Below are 20,256 nucleotides of genomic sequence, written 5' to 3'. Positions count from 1 at the left end.
ATTGAATTCATCGGTATGATTGGTGTGGAAGGAGAGCGATATGGCACATAAAAAAGGTGTTGGAAGCTCGAGAAACGGCAGGGATTCTGCGGGTCAGCGGCTTGGTATCAAGCGGTTTGGCGGGCAGGTTGTTTCGGCCGGCAGCATTCTTGTCCGTCAGCACGGAACAAAGTTCCATCCGGGAAACAATGTCGGCATGGGAAGAGATTGTACGCTTTTCGCCCTTGTAGACGGCAGAGTGGTTTTCGAGCGTTCCGGCAGAACACGGAAAAAGATCAGTGTATATTCGGCCGAATAACGTCCCTATCACATGATTTCCCATAACAAACTATAATCTGTAAATAAAAGGCACCTTTCGGTGCCTTTATTTATTATCTGTGATGTAGAATGACGATTGCTTTTTACCATTCCATTATGTATGTTTATGTGGCTTGATTTGTGTAACACATTGTGAGCATTTCAACGCTTTACCCGGGATGTGAAGCATGAGGCTTACATGGTTTGGACACAGTTCTTTCAAAGTAGTTACCTCGTCGGGAACTGCGCTCATTACCGACCCGTATAAACCATCCGAGCGTTTGACGTATACCCCTATTAATTCAATGGCCGATGTGGTGACTGTCAGTCACGATCATTGGGATCACAGTTCTGTCGATGAAGTCTTGGGTTCTCCCGCAATAGTCAGAAATCCGGGAAGTACTGATGTGAGAGGGATTCATATCGAGGGATTTTCTTCATTCCATGATGAAAGGGATGGTACGCTTCGCGGAAAAAACATCATTTTCAGAATTGAAGCAGATAATATAACCCTCATTCATATGGGTGACCTGGGTTATATACCTTCGGATGAAACACTCTCTGCTTTCGAAAACGCCGAGGTTATCATGATACCGTCCGGAGGGGTATACACGATAGGCCCGCTCGATGCATGGAGAATACTGGATACACTTAAACCGAATATAATAATTCCGATGCATTTTCTGAATTCGAAAAACTCTTTTCTCAAATATACCGTGGACGATTTTATCACGTATACTTCCGGTATTCCTGTCAGTGTCGAACGGCATACCGTTACGGTCGAAGATATTCTGAGCAGGCACGAATCCACCGTGCTCGTCATGGAAAGCGCCCGATGAAAATCATTTCCTACGATACCGTTGTTAAAGAAGTTTCTAAGCTCGTTGCCGAAACCAACTACAATCTGCCGCAGGATGTTCGCAAGGGGATCGAACACCAGCGTGAAAGGGAAACCATCCCTCTGGTGGCATCGATTCTCGACCAGATCATCGAAAACTTTCACATCGCATCCTCCGACTGCCTGCCGCTCTGTCAGGACACGGGAATTGCCGTTTTTTTCGCGGAGGTCGGCGACAATGTCAGTGTGGACGGGGATGGTCTCGGGTCAGCGATAAACGAAGGCACACGAAAAGGATACCGTGACGGCGCACTCAGAATGTCGGTCGTACGGGATCCCCTGAACCGGGTGAACACAGGCGATAATACTCCTGCTGTCATACACTATACTGTTATACCGGGGGAGACGCTTTCACTGGTGTTTTGCCCGAAAGGCGCGGGTTGTGAAAATATGAGCAGAACTGCCATGCTTAATCCCGGGGACGGGCGTGACGGAGTAGTCAATTTCATTCTCGACACGGTACGGGCGGCGGACGGTAAACCATGTCCCCCGGTTATTGTCGGCGTCGGACTGGGCGGTGATTTCGAGTATTCGGCGCTCCTGTCGAAACGGGCTCTTCTCAGGACTCTCGGCAGCCGTCACCCCGATCAGTTCTATGCCGACCTGGAGACGGAACTGCTCCGAAAAATCAACGAGCTCGGTATCGGTCCGATGGGTCTCGGCGGAGATTCAACGGCTCTCGATATTTTTATCGAAACGGCGCCGTGCCATATCGCGAGCCTTCCGGCGGCGGTGAACATACAGTGTCATTCGGCCCGTCACGGGGAAATAGTATTCTGAAAAAAGACAGGCATAAGGCATAAGGCATAAGGCAGGGAAAGACAGGCACAAGGCATAAGGCACAAGGGAAAAAAGAGAGAAGGCAGGTATAAGGCTGGAAAAGCAAGGCAGAAGCGGGGCGGTTCTCCCTTTGTTTTATATGGGGGATACAGCGAAGCCGAAAGAGATCGATGATTTCAGCTGATTTAACTGGATAACAGGATTCTGAAATACAAATACAAATTTTAAGTTAATTGTATTAAAAAGTTGTTTCATTGTTAACCTTGTATATTTTATATTGACAGGTACATGAATGGGCATTGATATTATACGAATGACAACACCGCTTGACCGGAAGGCACTGGCCGGGCTCAAGGCTGGCGACCGTGTCAGTCTCAGCGGCGATGTGCTGGTATTCCGTGACGAAGTCCACCGAATACTGTGCGGAAAGATCGGCGAGGGAATTGCACTGCCGTTCGATCTCAAAGACAGGGCGCTCTATTACTGCGGACCGACACCCGCCCGTAACGGCATGCCGGTGGGATCGGCCGGCCCGACAACTTCCGGCAGGATGGACAGATTTACCGGGCCGCTCCTCGCCCGGGGGCTTGCAATGACCATCGGCAAGGGAAACCGTTCGGCGGAGATTGTGCAACTGCTTCAAAAACACCGCGCTGTGTACCTTGTCGCTGTGGGTGGAACCGGCGCGCTGATCGCCCGACATATAACGGCATCGAGGATTATCGCATTTCCGGAACTGGGCACCGAAGCGGCGCGCGAATTTACTGTTATAGATTTACCGTTGATTGTTGGTATGGATATGTATGGTGGAAATGCGTTTGTGTAGTATGAAAAGAGGGGAGAATCACCATTATTTCCGCCATCATGCAAAAAAAAACAGCGGGATGAAAAAAAAAATTGACAATGTGACCCTAATCACCGATTTTGTGTTGCGTTGGTACTATTTTAAGGCTAAGTTAAAAAATATGTGTAAATGTGCCGAAATTCCTCAGATAAACAGTATGGTAAAAAAAATAATAAGATTAAAAAATATCTTGACAGGCGTATGCATTTATAATATTATTCGACAAACATATATGGCTGAAAAAACTGTCGTTTGCGCATGGATTTACGTGAAACCACTTCGGGAAATCAAGTTAACGTATTGATAAATGTGGATTTGCGAATGGTATTCTCTGTCTTTTTATAGTTATTTGTAATGAGAGGAGGGTGATACTAATTAGACGCAGTTAAACGGGTTAAACGTTTTTGCAGTTTCAGAAAGGAGGTTTTACCAGGCCGAAATCGGCGAAATATTGATGATTTGAAATGAACAATCTGACATTGGTGAAGTTATGCCTGAATTTTCGAAGGAGGGATGTGAATGGTATAAACGGAGAGAATCAGGGTTTTATAAGATTTTTAAGAAGTTTACTGTTACGAATTATAGCAACTCATCGCTAATCCGTTTCTTTGGAAGGAGATAGGGATGAAACCAAAGATTGGTTTATTATCTTTATTAGTTCTTTTACTGGTTGCACCATCTTTAGCGCTTGCTGCATCGACCCATATCAGCGTTGCTGTCAACGTTGATGCGGCGAACGACATCGGCGCGAACAGCTATGGTGTAATCAGCTCGTTTGTAGTAACGAATATTCTTGGAGGCCAGACTGTCAAGGTTACCAAGTTCAAACTTGATGGTACACTCGGCGGCGGTAACCTTACCGCGGCAAGTGCTCAGATTGATTCCGTTGAAGTCTGGATTGACAACAACCGTGACGGCAAACTCCAGCGTCTCGGCGAAACCCACGACACCTGCATAGGTACTGCGTCGGGTTTCGGCTCGGAAGTTAACAATACGTATATTACGCTCACTTCGGGTGAGCAGGTCAATATTCCTGACGCTCAGGTTCAGTATTTCCTCGTTGTCCTCAAGACAAAACCGACCCTGACCGATGGAAAGGTGACGAATGTCGGCGTCACGGTTTACGACGGTGCAACACCGACCGCCGGTGATGTCGCACTCGCAGCCGGACTTGCTGACAACATCGCGATCGTTGCCACACATCTGAAGTGGGTTGCGGGTGAGTATTACCCGAAACTCAACGGCACATCCACCAATTTCGTCAAAGCCAGCGCCAATATGCTTAAAGCTGTCGACGATTACGATAACGTTGATGCGGGTTTTGGTGATACTGTTCGTTTCGGCGTATACAGCTACAATACGCTCGATAACCTGACTGCCGATGCAACTTTCTTGGCAACAAACGGTGCCGGCGCTGATATCAAGTCAAATCAGGCCGTAACCTCAGCTACGTTTGTGGGCGGTCTTCTTGTCTCTACATCCGCTTCCGTTGCGGGCGCCGAGGTGAAATCGATTAAGTATACCAATGCCTCGTATGCCAATGTGCCGATCATTCTCGTTGCACAGACGGTTACGTATAAGCTCGAAGGTTCGGTAACGGTGTATAACGGAACCACGTACCCTGTACAGGTACCGGCGCTTGCAGTATCGCGCGGTATCGAGGTGTACGATACCGACCGTAACGGCCATATTGACCATGTGACGATGTTCTTCAACGTACCGGTCGCCGTGGGAACCGCAACCAACAATGATTTCACGGTTGGCGGCGGATATCTGCTCTCAGGCGCTCCTGTGACCAACTTCGATGCGGGCGGCACCGGAATCAAGAACGCCGGCGAGTATGGCGTAACGCTGACGCTCACAGAGAAGATGGATACATATGATACGGCGGTTACACCGGATGTTCAGTTCTCCGGCGGAGCCAACAAGATCACGGATATCGGTGGAAGTCAGTCGGTGGTCTCATGGGCCTCGGCGCAGGCGGTCGAGGTTGACCGTGCACGGCCGATTCTCATCGACGCTTACACGAGAGACACCGGAATCGGCGCCGGAGAGGCGAAGAACGGTTTACTCGACGGTATCGAGTTCGTTTTCTCCGAGCCTATAAGGAATGTGAGCGCCGGAACTGATACGACCGGTGTTCTGTTCTATATCAACCAGGTTCAAGGTACATCGTTCAACCAGGGCAGCGGGTCCAGCTCCGAAAGCAAGTGGATTGTTCCTCTTGCCGAAACATCCCCGAACACTGGTCTGACGCCCACTATCATTGTCAACGATGTTACCGGTGCAACTGTAAACCGGTATATCACCGACTTTGCGAAGACCGCTGCAGGAGCCTTCTTCTACAACAGGTTCTTCCCGGATAACACGGATTACTCCGATTATAAGACTCTTGAGACCCGTGACGGCGCTCCTATGGTCGTTTCGAGTGTCAGGACCCGTGACATCGGCGCAGCAGGCGGCGGCGGTACCGGATCGACTGCAAATAACGGAAAACTCGACGCAATCGAGGTCATTTTCTCCGAAAACGCTATCGTTCCGGGCGGCGACGGTGTACAGTTCTTTACCGATGTTGCCGGCTTCTCGAGCACGAACAACGGTCTGTATACCATCGAAGCCGGTATCGGCGGATCCGGTGCTTCGTATACATTCAAGATTACGGAAAGCACCTCGACAACCGTATTCGACTCTGAAGCGTTGCCGAAGTTTGCATACGAGCCGTCTACAGGAAAGATCACGGATTCGGCCGGTAACGCACTCCAGAAATACGGAATCGGCGCTGCCGAGCATCCGGCCACAGTTGACGGTATTGCGCCTGTTGTCGTGAAAGTTCTGACACAGGATGCCTATACCGACACCTCGCGGTACGGTAACAGCTCGTTCGAAGCTGAAGGTGCTGATGGCCGTGTTGACGGTGTCAAGGTAATCTTCTCCGAGAAGGTGATGACGCCCGGAGGAGCACATTTTGACGGCGCTACGACACAGCGTGACAATACAATCGACCAGTTCACCATTACCCATGCTCTGACAGCCAGTGAAGGACTGCGGGTGCTTCTGAAATCCGCAGAGGCTTTCGGTAAACCGACATGGGCGGATAAATCCGAGAATGGCGATACCTGGACGGAACTCACCATTTACTTCAAGGAAGCTTCGAACTTATCGACCGGCATGAAGAATGGCGGCGATACGGGTATGCTTCCCACAGTGGCCTATGCGCCAAGCGCGACAACAACGTACAATATCAAAGATTACTCGACCCTCTCGAATAATCTGTATTCGACGATTGCCGCGGGCAACATTAAAGACGGTGCCAAACCGTTCCTCATTTCCGGTATAACTAACGGATGGGGTGCCGAAGCTTTCTCGAACATCATCACATTCGATGTGAACGCTGATGTCGATGGTCTCGCCGAACGCGGCCGGACCGGCGAAAACGACGGTAACGGCAACGGATATCTCGAAGGATTCGAACTCAGGTTCTCCGAGGTTATCAACAGTGTTGGCGGTGTTGCGGCTGCTGGTCCTTATACCGGCGCTAACGTCAAGTATTTCGTCGCCGATACACTCTTTGGCGATCAGACGATTACCTTTGACGATGCGACTGCTAAGATGGAAGCCAAATCAGGCGATGCATCGATCTGGTATATAACCGGTATAAACAATAAGAAGGGCGGACCCAACACAGGTGTTACCCCGACCCTGAAGTACACGTACAACGATGCCATGATAGTCAAGGACAGCGATGGCAACAAGCTCGCCACGTTCGATCCTAAACCTTCGTATGATGGCGCGGCGCCGGTTGTGTATACGGTAAACCGCGGCGCAACGGACCGTGACCTTGTATTCACGTTCTCCGAGCAGATTTGGGGACATTATTCGAACGGTGTGAACTGCCCCGTTGACTCGATCAATGTGGCTTCCAATACCCTGTTCGGGTATGAGAACACCGGCACCCCGACGAGCGCAAGCGGCTTCACATCTGCGATCGTTACCCAGATCGCGGCCAATCAGCTCAATGCGAAGCTCAATGCCGATCTGATTGCAGGCGATATCAAGAACGATCTCGTCTGGATCAGGATGAATGCACTCTATGACAATGCAAATGCCAATGAGTCAGGACTCGCTGACAATTTGACGACTGCATCCACATCGGGTACAGATATCAAGATCGCTATCTTCGACGATGTCGTTGCTCCGTGGATTATTGGCGCGTGGACTGTCGACGCTGACGGTAACGGACTGGTCGACCACATCAAGATCCAGTTCTCCGAAGCGATGAAGGATACGCTTGCCAAGGGTTACATTTCACAGAATACCATGTCGAACGATGTTTCGGCGTCATGGAAGCTTTCCGGCTACAACGGAACGCTGCGCTGGAACTTCTTCAACAACGACAATGCAGGGAAGAAAGCCTCTATAGCCGCAGGAAAACCGGTATTTTCCAATGCTGGTACCAATCTTGCGGTTGCTTCCGGCTATAACGATGACATCATGTACCTCGAGCTCGAAGAAGATAAAGCGCCGGTTTATTCCATTTCCGGATACGGTTCGACCGGATGGGTTCCGACGATCACCTGGGGCACCGGTACCAACGCTCCGGGTCTTGGCGACCTTGCGAAGAACGTACTTGATGTAGCTTCGACCGTAACGAGCCCGAGCTCGCTCGCGGCAACGAACGGCGCGGTTATCGACGATGTCCAGCCTGTTATCATGAAGGCTGTCTACGCATCCGGAAAGACCACGCTGTACTTCAGCGAGGCGATTTCCGATACCGCGAAGTCGATCGAGTGCGATACTTTCTTAGTGCTCGATACCTATGCATTTATCTGTGACAACCGTTCGAGCAGCTACAATATATCGACTGGTGCTTCAAAGCATGCGACTGCTCTCGGTGGCAAACTGTGGCTCAGTCCGGGTGTTCTGGAAATCCCCATGCTGTCGAGCTGGACTTGGGATGCAACCAAGGCATACGGCATCCAGATCAGCAATGCTGTTTATACAGCAGAATGTTTATTCAAAGACAGCAGGGTGCAGGACACCAAGAAGGAAGGATTAGAGTACGCTGCTGATCCTTATAGCCCTGCAAAGATGTACTATGTCTACAACGAATTCTGTCCGACACCGTACAAAGATTTGACCTGCTATGACACTCACGGACTCGTGCTGATCGAAGGTGTATCGTCGATTGCACTCACTTCGCTTACGAGTGCTACCACCACAAAAGCGGGCGTTGCCGTCGATGTCAAGTGGTCTTCAACTCTGGTGGACAGTGTTGATGTCTATCAGTCGACCGATTACGGTGTAACCTTCACCATGATTCCCGGTTCGCGTACTGCTGCTTCGGCTAATAAGTACGTATGGACCGCGACATCCGGTGTTGACAAACTCAGAATCGTGTCGGCAACCGATGCAACGATCAAAGCCACATCCGCAGTTCTGACCATTCTCGGCGGAACCGGCGGAGATACGGGACTGCCGATTGCCGCCCCGACGGAACTTGCACTCAAGGACGTTCCGGGTGACAACGGACACTGGTTCATCGCAACCTTCAAGCCTGTGACTGATTCCCGTGTCAAGTCCTACCAGTTCTACAGAGAGATGACGTTTGCTCTCACCGATACGACCTCTGAAAAACAGTGGGTCTACTCGGCAGTGGTTCCCAAGACCGCGGTTGGCACTGATGGAATGGCCAGAGTTCTGGTACCGTCGGTTGTCAATGGCACCATGAAGTGGGCAGTTGCCGCTTCCTCCGGCGATGTAGTTTCCGATTTCGGAATTGCAACGAAGGAAAGCGACGAAGCAGTTGCCATGCTGGTCGAAGGCGCTGCGAAGGCTGCTGATGGAATGATCGTATCCGCCCTGAGCGAAGCTGCCGAAGGCGGCGCGATCGATAACATCGCCCCGAGCCCGATAACCGTATTTGCCGCTGATGACAACGAAGGTGCAAACACCGGTGTTCTGCTGAGCTGGACTGCGCCCGAGGATCACGGTATTGTCGGTTACTACGGATGGGCCGGTGTCGGTCAGCATCCGATTTACGGTGTCGAGAAATATGAAGTTTACAGAAAGGCTGCCGGATCCGCTACATATGAATTAGTAGGATTCGCCGGACCGCTGTCGACCTCGTACATTGACGCTGTTAAAGACGCTTCGACAGTTTATTCATACTATGTAAAGGCTACAGACCTTACCAATGCCGTAGAGACCAAGAAGTCCAACGCCATGGCATTTGCCGGCGGTGCCGACTTTACCTCGGACGGCGTTGTCGGTCTTGGCGACCTCGTGCTCTTCGGAAGCAACTGGGCTGCCAAGAAGACCGATGCCACCTGGGTGTCCGCGTTCGATCTGAACAAGGACGGCGAGGTTGGACTCGGCGATCTGGTGCTCCTCGGCTCTGCATGGTCTCAGACCAGCAAGGCTGCAAAGGCTCTTCCGATGTCGAACGATGTCGCTCTTGGCTTGACCGCATCGTATGATCAGACTACCGCTACCTACATCCTCAACATCAGCGCTTCCGAAGTTGAAGGACTGAACGGTCTCGGTCTGACCCTGTCGTACGATACAGAAGCTCTGCAGCTTGTCAATGACGGAATTTCGGGACTTGGTACAGTCAATGTCACCAGGGAAACCGAGCCCGGCATGCTCTCCATCAATTCGTACTTCAAGGAAGGTGAATTCAATGGCGGAATCACCATTGCCTTCACATCCAAGGGCACGAATAAAGACCTGAACTTTGAGCTCGTGGATGCCAGTGTTGCGATTAACAGCACTGTCAGCGCTGTCAGCGAACTTGCAAATGTAACTCTCAATGCGGTTCCGACAGTGTACTCACTCGCTCAGAACTTCCCGAACCCGTTCAACCCGACCACGACGATCGAATACTCGATCCCGCAGTCTGGTAATGTATCGCTTGTTATCTACAATATGGCCGGTCAGAAGGTCCGCACACTGGTTAATGAAAATCAGTCTGCCGCCTTCAAGAAGGTCGTTTGGGATGGCAAGAATGAACTGGGCGAGTCGGTAGCAGCAGGTCTGTACTTCTACAAGCTGGTCTCTGGTAACTTTACCAAGATCCAGAAGATGACGCTGATCAAGTAAATCATCACAAGGATGGAAGCCACATTGTGTGGCTTCCATCCTGATTTGATGTAAAACAGTAAAGGATGATTTATATGAAAAAATTTAGTGCAGTCATCTGTGTCATATTCCTGTCATTCGTTTTTGCAAATGCTGTTTTTGCACAGAACAATTCAAACGCATATTTCCTGATTGACAACAATCTGACGACTGCTGGCTATCAGGGATTGTCGGATGTAAAAGATATCGGAGCATCGGCGAAAGTCGGTTTTGCTCTTTATGCGAAACAGTGGGAAAATTCCAAAGGCTTGACCGTAACATTTGAATGGGATTCGACAAAGGCTGAATTCAGAGCCAGCAATTCCATGACTTCAATTGTTGACGATGAAATGACCATCAACGGTGCAACGCTGACTCCTCCGAAAGAAGAAAATATTCTGGCTGGTGCACTCATCAGCTCAGGAGTAAAAGACGAGGCAGGTTATTACACAATATCGTATGCAAAACAGGGTGGTGATGCTTCCAAAGCAGCGGAAGGTCTCATCTATTTTGCAGTCTTCAGAACAGCTGCCAATTTTACAAAGACGAGTACCTTGTCAATCAAGGCTTCCGTATCTGTTGCTGATGAAAACGGAGCCACGAGATTCCTCGGGACACGTTATTTTCACGTAAACCAGTCAGTCGATGTTAAATCGGCTACCTGGAAAGAAGTGAAAGAGCAGTTTAAAGACTTCTGAGATACGATAGGATGTCTAAAAAAAAGCCGCTGTGAAAACAGCGGCTTTTTTTGTTTAATTGCAAAAAATTATTTGAGCATGAGGCATTTACGGATTATTGAAGAATCAATGCTGGTAAATCTGAAGAAATACATTCCTGAAGGCATGGATACTCCATTTGAGTCCCTGCCATTCCACGTAAATCTTACCATATTGTTTTTCATTGAATTAATGCTGTAGGATGTAACAGTTTGACCGATGACATTATATATTGTAACGGTAATACCGTTGTTATCATACGATGAATATACATCGAAAGAAACTATACTGTTAAAGGGATTCGGATAGGACTGCGAGACGGAAAACGGTACGGGTCTGTGTTCATTTTGAACGGCTGTGATGACCTGTGACAGGGTAAGGGAATCATAGATTCTGAGTTTACCAAATCCCCAGATATCATTGGGAACCGGGCCGGTAAAATTATCGGTAAGTGCATAGTCGTATAGCATTGCAGAGAGGCCGGAGGATGTCAGGCCGGGCAGAACCTGTCTGATAAGCGCCGCACAGCCGACCACATGGGGCAGGGAAGCGCTCGTTCCGCCGAAATCTATATATCCGCCGGGGATACCATGCGAGGGATAATGAGATGAGAGCGAATATACGAGAGTTCCGGGCGCTGTAATATCGACAGCCCTGCGGCCGTCGATGGTGTTTCCCCAGGAACTGAAATCGTTGATAGCACCTTTAACGTTACGGGTTCCGCGCGGGTCATATGCGCCGACAGTTATGTCGCTGTCGGCAGTAGCCGGAGAACAGACGGTTCCGTCATCGGTGATGAAGTTTGTAAATTGTGCGCCGTTCATCCATTGCGAGACATCGTCGGCGATATAGGCATCCACGGCGAGCGCGGAAAATCTGCTTTTATTTTCAACGTTTATCGACATATCACCGCTGAATGGATTATCGGAGGAAATTAATATATCGATTCTCGTTGTGCCTTTCGGTGATGTATCTCTCCCGGATATTACCTTGATATCTCCGAAATAGTAATATTTTTCATCATATGTAATCAACAGAGAATCGTTAGAACTCAACTGTAATAGTATCGAAGGAGAAAAAAATCTGCCCCGCCAGAGCAGGCTGATAAAGACATTTTTAATGTTCGATCCGGGTACGGAAAAAGTGAATGTATCCTGTTTAAGCGGATCGAGGGAAAAAACGGCGTGTTTTTTCCTTTCGGGTCCCGCAAGATTTCCGGATGCGGTTAACTGCGGATAGTTGTCCCGATGAAGATCGCTGATAAATGTTTCGAGATTGGATGAGCCATCGAGGAACTGAAAAATCCAGTTCCCGAACTCATACATGAAAATATCGGCTCCCATATCTTTTGCTAAAAGAACGTTTTCCTCAATATCAACTTCGGTCTGATTTATTGCAATGAATTCGACTCCCGGCGCCATTCCGGTCAGACGTCTTCCCGGAACCTGACCGCCGACAATACCGGATGAACCGGTGCCGTGGTTTGAAATATCGCCCGTATTGGTAAAAAGATTTTCTCCGCGGTGGTGAACACCTTCCTTATCGATTATAGCAATAACACGTGAAGTTCCGAGGCCGATTAATTTTTCGCCGATATCGAGGCGATAGTTGTCATTATCATCCGATATGATAAACAACAGCTCGCCGAAAGACGGATCAGTTTCGGAGTAGCCCGCATCGGGGCCGTAATCACGGACTCCGTTGCCATTCTCATCGTTGTAGAGCCAGTCAATATCCGCGTCGTATTTATCAGCCGTTCGTGGCATAAGATTGAGCGGGTCGCGGAACGAAGCATCGTAAAAGCTCAGCGTTTCATTGCCGTCCGGCAGGCCGTTTCTATTGAGATCGACACAATCCGTTCCTTTTTCAAAAGAGCCTGAGTTATTGACGTCTATCCAATCGTAGACGCCAGCATCCGGTTTGAAAAAGGCCGGATGATAGATATCGATGCCTGTGTCAATATTTGCCACCGTAACGCCGGAGCCATCTATTGAAGAGCCGTGTTTTTCCAGCTTCCAGACCCGTGAAGCCTGAACCTGAGGATTTGAAACATCGAGTGTCGAGCAGTTAAGCGATGCAAGATTTCGTTCAATTCGTATAATGTCCTCCGCGCCGGTGAAATAATCGAGGTTGTCAAGGTTGATCCGTGCAGGATAAATATGCTCGGAATGGAGAATGACGTCATTATAACGGCTGAAAAAAAGGCCGAGGGACTCGAGTTCACGGATACGTTCCCAACTCGGCGGAACGTTGAAACGCACGGTAACCGGTACAAAATTTTCTTGGTCGACGCCGGACATTTTATAAAGGCTCGGGGAGCCAGTCGCCCGCAGGAAAAAAAGGAGCGGAGATACGGATGGTCCGGCATAAGTTTTTAAAGAGAAAAAAAATAAAAATATCAGGGCATACTGAAGTATTTTCATTAGCAACTCCGTCAAAGATTAATTACTATAGTATTTCAGTAGTTCAGATTGTATTCAACCGCCATGACGATGTATTATTAAACGTGTTATTGAGGGCAGTGTCCATGGCTACCGATATTGATAAAATAATACAAATCCTTCGTGAAACGACACAAAAATGGCGGGAGCCGATCGTTACGGAGATGACACGACAAACACATGACCCGTTCAAAGTGCTCGTTTCGACCATTATAAGCCTGAGGACAAAGGATGAAGTGACCCGTGAGGCGTCACATCGGCTCTACATACTTGCGGAAACGCCGGAAACAATGCTCGTTCTGCCCACCGATACGATCGAAAAGGCGATATATCCCGCCGGATTCTACCGGAACAAAGCCCGGACGATTATTGCCGTATGCAGGACGATAATGACCAAGTACGGGGGGAAAGTTCCCGATGATCTCGATGAATTGCTGAAAATCAAGGGTATAGGGAGAAAGACCGCTAATCTGGTGTTGACAAAAGGATTCGGAAAACCGGGAATTTGTGTGGATACCCACGTTCACCGGATATCGAACCGGCTCGGGTATGTTGTCACGAAAAACCCTGTCGAAACCGAGTTCGAATTACGCAAAATTCTACCTGAACAGTACTGGATTGAGTATAACGATTTATTGGTTACGTTCGGCCAGAACATGTGCAAACCCGTTTCGCCGCACTGTTCGGAATGTCCGATTCACAATTTCTGTAATCGCACAGGGGTGAAACAGCATCGCTGAAGCGGTGATGCTCATATCACCGGGCACTGAAATCCGTGGGTAAAAACTCGCCGTAAAAATGAGCGAAAGAGGTACTGCCGATGAAACGCTCCCTTTTACTGACCAATGACTTTCCCCCTGTCATCAGCGGAATATCCACGGTTTTCTACCATGTATGGAAATACTTCCCGTCCGACCGGATGCTTGTCCTGACACCACGGGTGAAAGATTCCGTTGCCTTTGACCGTAACGCTTCCTTCAAGCCGCTTCGTTTCCGCCCGAACAGGGAAGGGATACTGGGGAAAATCGGTTCGATGTGCGGCATGTTTTTATGGACCGCATATCTTGTTATATTCAGAAATGTGCGTGAAATCCATGCCGGCCAGGTTCTGACGTCCGGGCCTATCGGGTATTTTTTTCAGGCGGTTTTCGGTATACCGTGTTTTCTCTGGATTTACGGCGGTGAAACGACATCCTCATACAGCGCCTCAGCTTTAAAAATGTGGATCGTTACCCGGATGGTGAGGAAAAGTGCGTTCATCGTAACGAACAGTCCTTCCACAACCCGTGAAATGACCGGTTTCGGTATATCCCGCGACCGTATTATCGAAATTCTCCCCGCTGTCGATTCAGTGCTGTTCACACCCGGATCGCCGGATGAGCACCTTATCGAAAAATATCGCCTCGAAGGGAAAGATGTACTCGTAACCGTGTCACGTCTGGCAAAGCGGAAAGGACATGATCTTGTGCTGCGGGCTCTCGCTGTCCTCAGGGAGAGAAAGAATCTGCATTATCTTATTGTCGGCGCGGGAGAAGACCGTGCGCGGCTCGAACAGGTGGTCAGGGAGCTCGGCATCGAAAAAATGGTGACGTTTGCCGGGAGAGCCGAGGATTCCGAGCTGCCGCTTTATTACCGCCTCGGCGATGTTTATGTCATGCCGAACAGGGAAGTGTTCGACGAGCCCGACTCGGTCGAAGGCTTCGGCATTTCCTTCATCGAAGCTGGCGCGTGCGGCAAAGCAGTGATTGCCGGGCGTTCGGGTGGCGCCGGTGATGCCGTCGAAAACGGGATAACCGGTTATCTCATCGATCCCGAAAATCCCGCCGAATGTGCGGAAAAGATAGAATATCTGCTCGATCATCCCGAAGTACGGGAGGAAATGGGTCGCAGAGGAAGGGAACGGGTGGAGAAGCAGTTTACCTGGAGACATCGCGCCGAAACGCTCTCCGGGTATCTGACCGTACCCCCGATAGAAATCCGGAAATAAAGAAGCTCCGAGAATCCGGTTATTCAGTATGGGTAAATTTCTAAGACGTTCAAATAAAGGTTTCCATTAAAAAAGATGGTTGAAGACAAACTTACCGGTATAACGGTTATCGAGGTAATTACCCGTCTTGACCGCGGCGGTTCGGCTGAGATGGTTCTCGATCTCGTTCGTGAACTTTCACGCGACGGGGTTCGTGTCGTGCTGATCACGGGGAAAACCACGAATCCGCAGACCGATCTGGACGTGTTTGCCGCGCAGTATGGTGTCGATCTTATTATTGTGCCGCAGCTCGTCCGGGAAATTTCGCCGCTGAACGACGGTATCGCTTTTCTGAACATTCGGAGGATTATTAAGCGGATCAAGCCCGATATTGTTCACACACACACGTCAAAAGCCGGTATAGTGGGGAGATTCGCGGCATGGTCGGCCGATGTCGGACATATCGTTCATACGCCGCATGGGCATATTTTTTACGGATACTATAATCCGATTGTGACATGGTTTTTTGTTCTGGCCGAGAGGCTTGCGGCCCGAATCACCGAAAAAATCACCACGCTCACCCGTCAGGGGCTTACCGATCACGTCCGCAAAGGGATTGCTGAAGAGAACAAGTTCACGGTCATTCCCGGAGGTGTCGATGTGCGGCGGTTTAAAAACGCCAGCGGAGAACCGGTCAGGAGCGAAACCGGATTCCGTGACCGGAAAATTGTTGGCTGGGCCGGCCGTATCGATCCGATAAAGAACTGTTCCCTGTTCATCGAAGCCGCATCTATTGTCATGAAACGAAAGGGAGACGTGTGTTTTATCGTTGCAGGAGATGGGAAAGAAAGCGATATTGTAAAGAAACAATCGGATGAGCGCGGTCTTTCCGGCAGGGTCGTGTTTCTCGGAAACAGGAGCGATATGCCCGAAGTCATGGCCGCTTTCGATATTTTCGTGCTTTCTTCGCACAACGAAGGATTCGGCAGGGTGCTTGTCGAGGCAATGGCCGCCGGGGCTGTTCCGGTTTCGGTAAAAGTCGGGGGAACGAGCGATGTTATCGAGGATGGCGTTTCGGGGATTCTTGTACCGCCGGAGAATGCTGAAGCAATAGCGGATGCCGTATGCGGGTTACTGGAGGACAATGCGCTCTATAATCGTCTCAGGGACAGCGGGAAAAAAAGAGCGGACCTCTTCGATTCAAGAGCGGTCATCGACCGGTTTGAGGAATTATATGCGGGGATTCTTGGTTTGTAAACTGCTGGTGATCCTTGTATGGATGGCTCCGGCTCCTGTCATTGCACAGGATGAACAGGATGAATATCAGCAGGTTATAGGACTGCTTCACATGGATTCGGAGGTATCGGGAGGAGAAAACTCTCTCGATATGCTTGCGGCTGTGGCAAAAAACGCCGGAGCGCAGATGGCGATTGTCACCGACCATGATACACAGCGGGCAACGTACGGTATCTGGCCGTTGAAAAAGATACTGAAAATGAGCCATTCAAGGCCATCGGTGCGAACATACGGAATCGATAAATACCTGAAAGAGGTTCAGCGGGTCAACAGGCAGAATCCGGATTTTACATACATTCCCGGTATCGAGGCAGTGCCGTACTATTGGTGGAAACGGTCGGTTAAGGGCGGCGATCTGATTATAAGGGACATTCATCAGCATATACTTGTTTTCGGGCTGGAGAAACCGGAACAGCTCCAAAAACTTCCCTCGATCGAAGCCGGATATCCTATGATTCCGACCCCCCGGAGTCTTATGCAGTTATTATGGCTGATTCCGCTCATAATAGCGCTTATCATATTCAGGATACCGGACACGGACGAGTATTATGAGTCAAGCCTCCTCGTCCGGTTCTTATCGCGGCCGTTAAATTTTCTGGCCATACTCATCGGCACCGTGTCAATCGTATTCCTCATAAACGGATTCCCTTTCATGGAACCGGTTGTCGACCAGTATGATGAGGATGCCGGGGCGCTGCCTTACCAGATATTAATCAATTATGTCAGAAAACAGGGAGGATTGACCTTCTGGGCGCATCCTGAAGCGCAATACTACCAGACGATTATTTCGGGAAAGAGTAATCCGCTTGTAAACGCTCTCCTGCGGACAGCATTAACGGGAGAACTCAAGGTTGAAACAGACCCTTATTATCACCTGCTCAACGAAACCACTAACTATACCGGTTTTTCCATATTTTTCAACGGAATGAATATCGTGGGGAAACCCGAAGGATTGTGGGATGACCTCCTCCTGCAGTTTGTATCCGGTCACCGTAACCGGCCGTTGTGGGCAATCGCGGAGATCGATATGGAGGAAGGCACCGATCCGTTAACCGCGAGCGAATCCCAGACTGTTTTCCTCGTGAAAGAAAAGACAAAACGGGAGTATCTTGAGGCGCTGCGGACCGGGAGGGTATACTGTTTCTGCAGTCATATCAACGATTGGCTCACCATACGTGATTATTCGGTCATTGCAGGGGATACGCGCGCCATATCCGGCGAAGTGCTTCCTTATGCCGAGGATACCCGGCTCATCTTCGATGTTGATCTTCATGGAAAGCCCCTCGATCTGGAAGCGGTTATCGTCAAGGATGGCAAAATACTGGAAAGAAGGCCATTTTCTGCATCCGAAAGGATGGAAATTCCCTTGTCAGGACCGCGAGAGGCGATGGGATATGTGCGGATAACCGTGTATCAGGGCGGGAATATGGTAGCTGCAACAAACCCGATATTCTTTTCAAAGGTCGTTAAACCATGATTGTATCTGTTCATCAGCCGCACTATCTGCCGTGGCTCGGGTACATCGACAAAATCGATGCCGCCGGAACGTTTGTTCTGCTCGATACGGTGCAGTATGAAATACGCGGCTGGCAGAACCGTAACCTCATAAAGACCCCGAGCGGGAAACAGTGGCTGACCATACCGGTCAACCATGAGTTCGAAACACCGGTCAGGGATGTTGCCATCGACAATTCATGGCGGTGGGCGAAAAAGCATGCGAATGCCATCAGGATGAATTATTCCCGGGCGCCGTGGTATTCACGGTACGGCGAATATTTCGAGGCTCTGTATTCACGACCGTGGGAGATTCTTGCGGACCTCAATACGGAAATGCTCCGCTTTTTTGTCGGTGATCTCGGTCTCGCCGCACGCATTGTAAAAGCTTCGGAACTGGGGGTCGATTCCGAAGAGCCCAATGAACGCATCGCCCGGATAGTCGCAGAAGTCGGCGGCGATGTCTATCTTTCCGGCCATGGAGCCCGCGAGTACTTTTGTGAAGAGCCATTCCGGAAGGCAGGAATCAGGGTGGTTTTCCAGGAATTTGAAACCGTACCGTATCCGCAGCTTTACGGTGATTTTATTCCGGGATTATCGGTCATCGATGCGCTTTTTAACATGGGGCCGCAAGCTGCCCTTGAAATCATACGAAAAGGCAGGAGGACTGCGCTATGAATATACTTGCTCTCGGGTCTCACCCTGATGATATCGAATTCGGGTGCGGTGCAACGCTCCTGAAATTCGCTCAGATGGGCCATAAAGTGTATCTTTTTGTTGCCACATATGGCGAGCTCGGCGGCGACTGGAGGACACGTAAAAAAGAGCAGATGAATTCCGCCGATTACATGGGAGTAGAAAAGATTTTCTGGGGTGAGTATTCGGACTGTCAGCTTCCGCTTTCACGTCAGCTGATCATGAGAATCGAAGATGTCATCACCGAAGTCGATCCCGATTTTATCTTTGTACATTATGACGATGATACCCACCAGGACCATCGTGTACTGGCGAGCGCCACGTTGTCGGCTACGCGGTATATTCCGAACTTCCTCTTTTATGAGGGGCCCACCACGCTTAATTTTTCTCCCAACGTTTATGTCGATATCGGAAATACGATCAAGGGGAAAAAAGTGCTCCTCAAAAAGCATGCCTCCCAGGTTCGCAAGGTCAATGTGAACATGCCGGACATTTCCATTCTCGATATTGCCGAATCGACCGCGTATTTCAGGGGTATTCAGGCACGCATGAAAATTGCCGAGGCGTTCAAATCCGTGCGGCTTTTTATAGACATACCGAAAGCCGGCGACGAGTGCACACCGGCAAAATCCGGCAAGGCAAAGAAATAATATATAGCCCGATACTTTCGCAAAAATTAATAGAACATGGCAGCCCCTCCTTTGTTTAAAACACTTTTTAATATGATACTTTCCTTTGCACGCCCAAAGGAAAGTATCCAAAGGAAAGGGCGCCCCGTGAAAAGCCTTTTTCCCCGTTCACTGCCCGTTTTTCGGGAATATGTGAACTCACGAGCCTTCGGCTCGCTCGAACAGCACCCATTCTTTTTCCGAAAACCGGTTGTGAACGCGGGGCTTTTCAACGGGTTTGTAAATTCTTCCATTAATAGCTTGCATTCTATTTATAATCAATATATTACAATACATTTCAGTCTGGATTTTCAGAGGGTTACCAGAAAGCAATAATTGATGTAATCAGCTTGGGTTATTTTTGTTTTCTCAGGTATCGTTATATGTATCGGTACGGCTCATGAAGCGAATACCGTATGATCGAGTACAATTTTCACGCCGATGGCGATGAGAATGATTCCCCCCAATATTTCCATGTTTTTACTGAACCGCAGGCCGATTCTGCACCCGAGCCGTATGCCGACCACGGTGAAGGCGGCGGCGACGATGCCGATGATGATGCTGGGATACCAGATATTCCTGTTGAGCACTCCGAGGCTGATACCGACCGCAAGGGCATCGATACTCGTTGCGACCGACAGCCCGTAGAGGTGGAATCCCCGTGTAGGATCGCTCGGAAGCTTTGACGTGTCCGATTTCACGAGCGCCTCATATATCATTTTCCCGCCGATGAATCCGAGCAGCAGCATGGCTATCCAGTGGTCGAACGAGCTAATCACCTTTTCCATCGAAGCGCCGAGCGACCAACCCAGTACAGGCATCAGAAACTGGAAAAATCCGAAATGCGACGCAAGGCGGAATGTCTGGCCGCCGGTAACACAGCCAAGCCTGATCCCTGCCGCGACCGATACGGCGAACGCATCCATGGCGAGCGCAACAGCCAGCGCGAGTATGGTTAACAGTTCCATATGTGTATGCTGTTTCCCTGAAAAATGTAATCGAAAAATTCCACTATGATTGCGTCCGGATGGAATGAAAACCGCC

14 protein-coding genes are annotated in these 20,256 nt (G+C 49.6%); 12 read left to right on the top strand and 2 right to left on the bottom strand.

Annotated features, from left to right (window positions below; all coding sequences use genetic code 11):
• The first annotated feature begins 40 nt into the window (after positions 1-40).
• The 6 genes from rpmA (at position 41) to LLG96_02750 (ending at position 10,633) form a co-directional block, all read left to right on the top strand.
• Entirely contained in the window at positions 41-298 is a 258-nt protein-coding gene (rpmA, locus tag LLG96_02775; GenBank protein MCE5249123.1) for a 50S ribosomal protein L27, read from the top strand.
• 187 nt (positions 299-485) lie between these two features.
• Positions 486-1,136: an MBL fold metallo-hydrolase gene (locus LLG96_02770; protein MCE5249122.1), complete on the top strand. Its 651-nt coding sequence runs from the start codon at positions 486-488 to the stop codon at positions 1,134-1,136.
• A complete protein-coding gene (locus LLG96_02765; protein MCE5249121.1) occupies positions 1,133-1,975 on the top strand; it encodes a fumarate hydratase in 843 nt (280 codons plus the stop codon). Before LLG96_02770 ends, LLG96_02765 begins: the two co-directional genes overlap by 4 nt.
• 292 nt (positions 1,976-2,267) lie before the next feature.
• Positions 2,268-2,801 (top strand): fumarate hydratase C-terminal domain-containing protein, encoded by a 534-nt coding sequence (locus tag LLG96_02760; GenBank protein ID MCE5249120.1) that lies wholly within the window; start codon positions 2,268-2,270, stop codon positions 2,799-2,801.
• A 642-nt stretch (positions 2,802-3,443) separates the two neighbouring features.
• The gene (locus LLG96_02755) at positions 3,444-9,917 is read left to right on the top strand and encodes a T9SS type A sorting domain-containing protein (protein ID MCE5249119.1); all 6,474 of its coding nucleotides are present in this window, start codon (positions 3,444-3,446) and stop codon (positions 9,915-9,917) included.
• Between the two features lie 74 nt (positions 9,918-9,991).
• A complete protein-coding gene (locus LLG96_02750; GenBank protein MCE5249118.1) occupies positions 9,992-10,633 on the top strand; it encodes a hypothetical protein in 642 nt (213 codons plus the stop codon).
• 68 nt (positions 10,634-10,701) lie between these two features.
• On the opposite strand, the gene LLG96_02745 is transcribed toward LLG96_02750, so the two are convergent.
• On the bottom strand, positions 10,702-13,074 hold the full coding sequence (locus tag LLG96_02745; GenBank protein MCE5249117.1) for a S8 family peptidase: 2,373 nt from the start codon (positions 13,072-13,074) through the stop codon (positions 10,702-10,704).
• A 104-nt stretch (positions 13,075-13,178) separates the two neighbouring features.
• Between LLG96_02745 and LLG96_02740 the strand changes: the two genes are divergently transcribed.
• The 6 genes from LLG96_02740 to LLG96_02715 all read left to right on the top strand — a co-directional run bounded on the left by LLG96_02740 (position 13,179) and on the right by LLG96_02715 (position 19,194).
• Entirely contained in the window at positions 13,179-13,832 is a 654-nt protein-coding gene (locus tag LLG96_02740; GenBank protein MCE5249116.1) for an endonuclease III, read from the top strand.
• A gap of 80 nt (positions 13,833-13,912) precedes the next feature.
• Positions 13,913-15,079 (top strand): glycosyltransferase family 4 protein, encoded by a 1,167-nt coding sequence (locus LLG96_02735; GenBank protein ID MCE5249115.1) that lies wholly within the window; start codon positions 13,913-13,915, stop codon positions 15,077-15,079.
• 75 nt (positions 15,080-15,154) lie between these two features.
• On the top strand, positions 15,155-16,315 hold the full coding sequence (locus LLG96_02730) for a glycosyltransferase family 4 protein (GenBank protein ID MCE5249114.1): 1,161 nt from the start codon (positions 15,155-15,157) through the stop codon (positions 16,313-16,315).
• The gene (locus tag LLG96_02725; protein ID MCE5249113.1) at positions 16,305-17,831 is read left to right on the top strand and encodes a hypothetical protein; all 1,527 of its coding nucleotides are present in this window, start codon (positions 16,305-16,307) and stop codon (positions 17,829-17,831) included. The genes LLG96_02730 and LLG96_02725 overlap by 11 nt, the downstream gene beginning before the upstream one ends.
• Positions 17,828-18,526, top strand: a complete 699-nt coding sequence (locus LLG96_02720) for a WbqC family protein (protein MCE5249112.1) — start codon at positions 17,828-17,830, stop codon at positions 18,524-18,526. The genes LLG96_02725 and LLG96_02720 overlap by 4 nt, the downstream gene beginning before the upstream one ends.
• The gene (locus LLG96_02715; protein MCE5249111.1) at positions 18,523-19,194 is read left to right on the top strand and encodes a PIG-L family deacetylase; all 672 of its coding nucleotides are present in this window, start codon (positions 18,523-18,525) and stop codon (positions 19,192-19,194) included. The genes LLG96_02720 and LLG96_02715 overlap by 4 nt, the downstream gene beginning before the upstream one ends.
• 416 nt (positions 19,195-19,610) lie before the next feature.
• Here LLG96_02715 and LLG96_02710 read toward each other — a convergent pair whose 3' ends face one another.
• Positions 19,611-20,180: a manganese efflux pump MntP family protein gene (locus LLG96_02710; protein ID MCE5249110.1), complete on the bottom strand. Its 570-nt coding sequence runs from the start codon at positions 20,178-20,180 to the stop codon at positions 19,611-19,613.
• Positions 20,181-20,256 lie beyond the last annotated feature (76 nt).

The sequence above is a fragment of the bacterium genome (assembly GCA_021372535.1).
GTDB lineage: Bacteria > Latescibacterota > Latescibacteria > Latescibacterales > Latescibacteraceae > JAFGMP01.
This window is presented reverse-complemented; position numbering and strand designations above follow the sequence as displayed.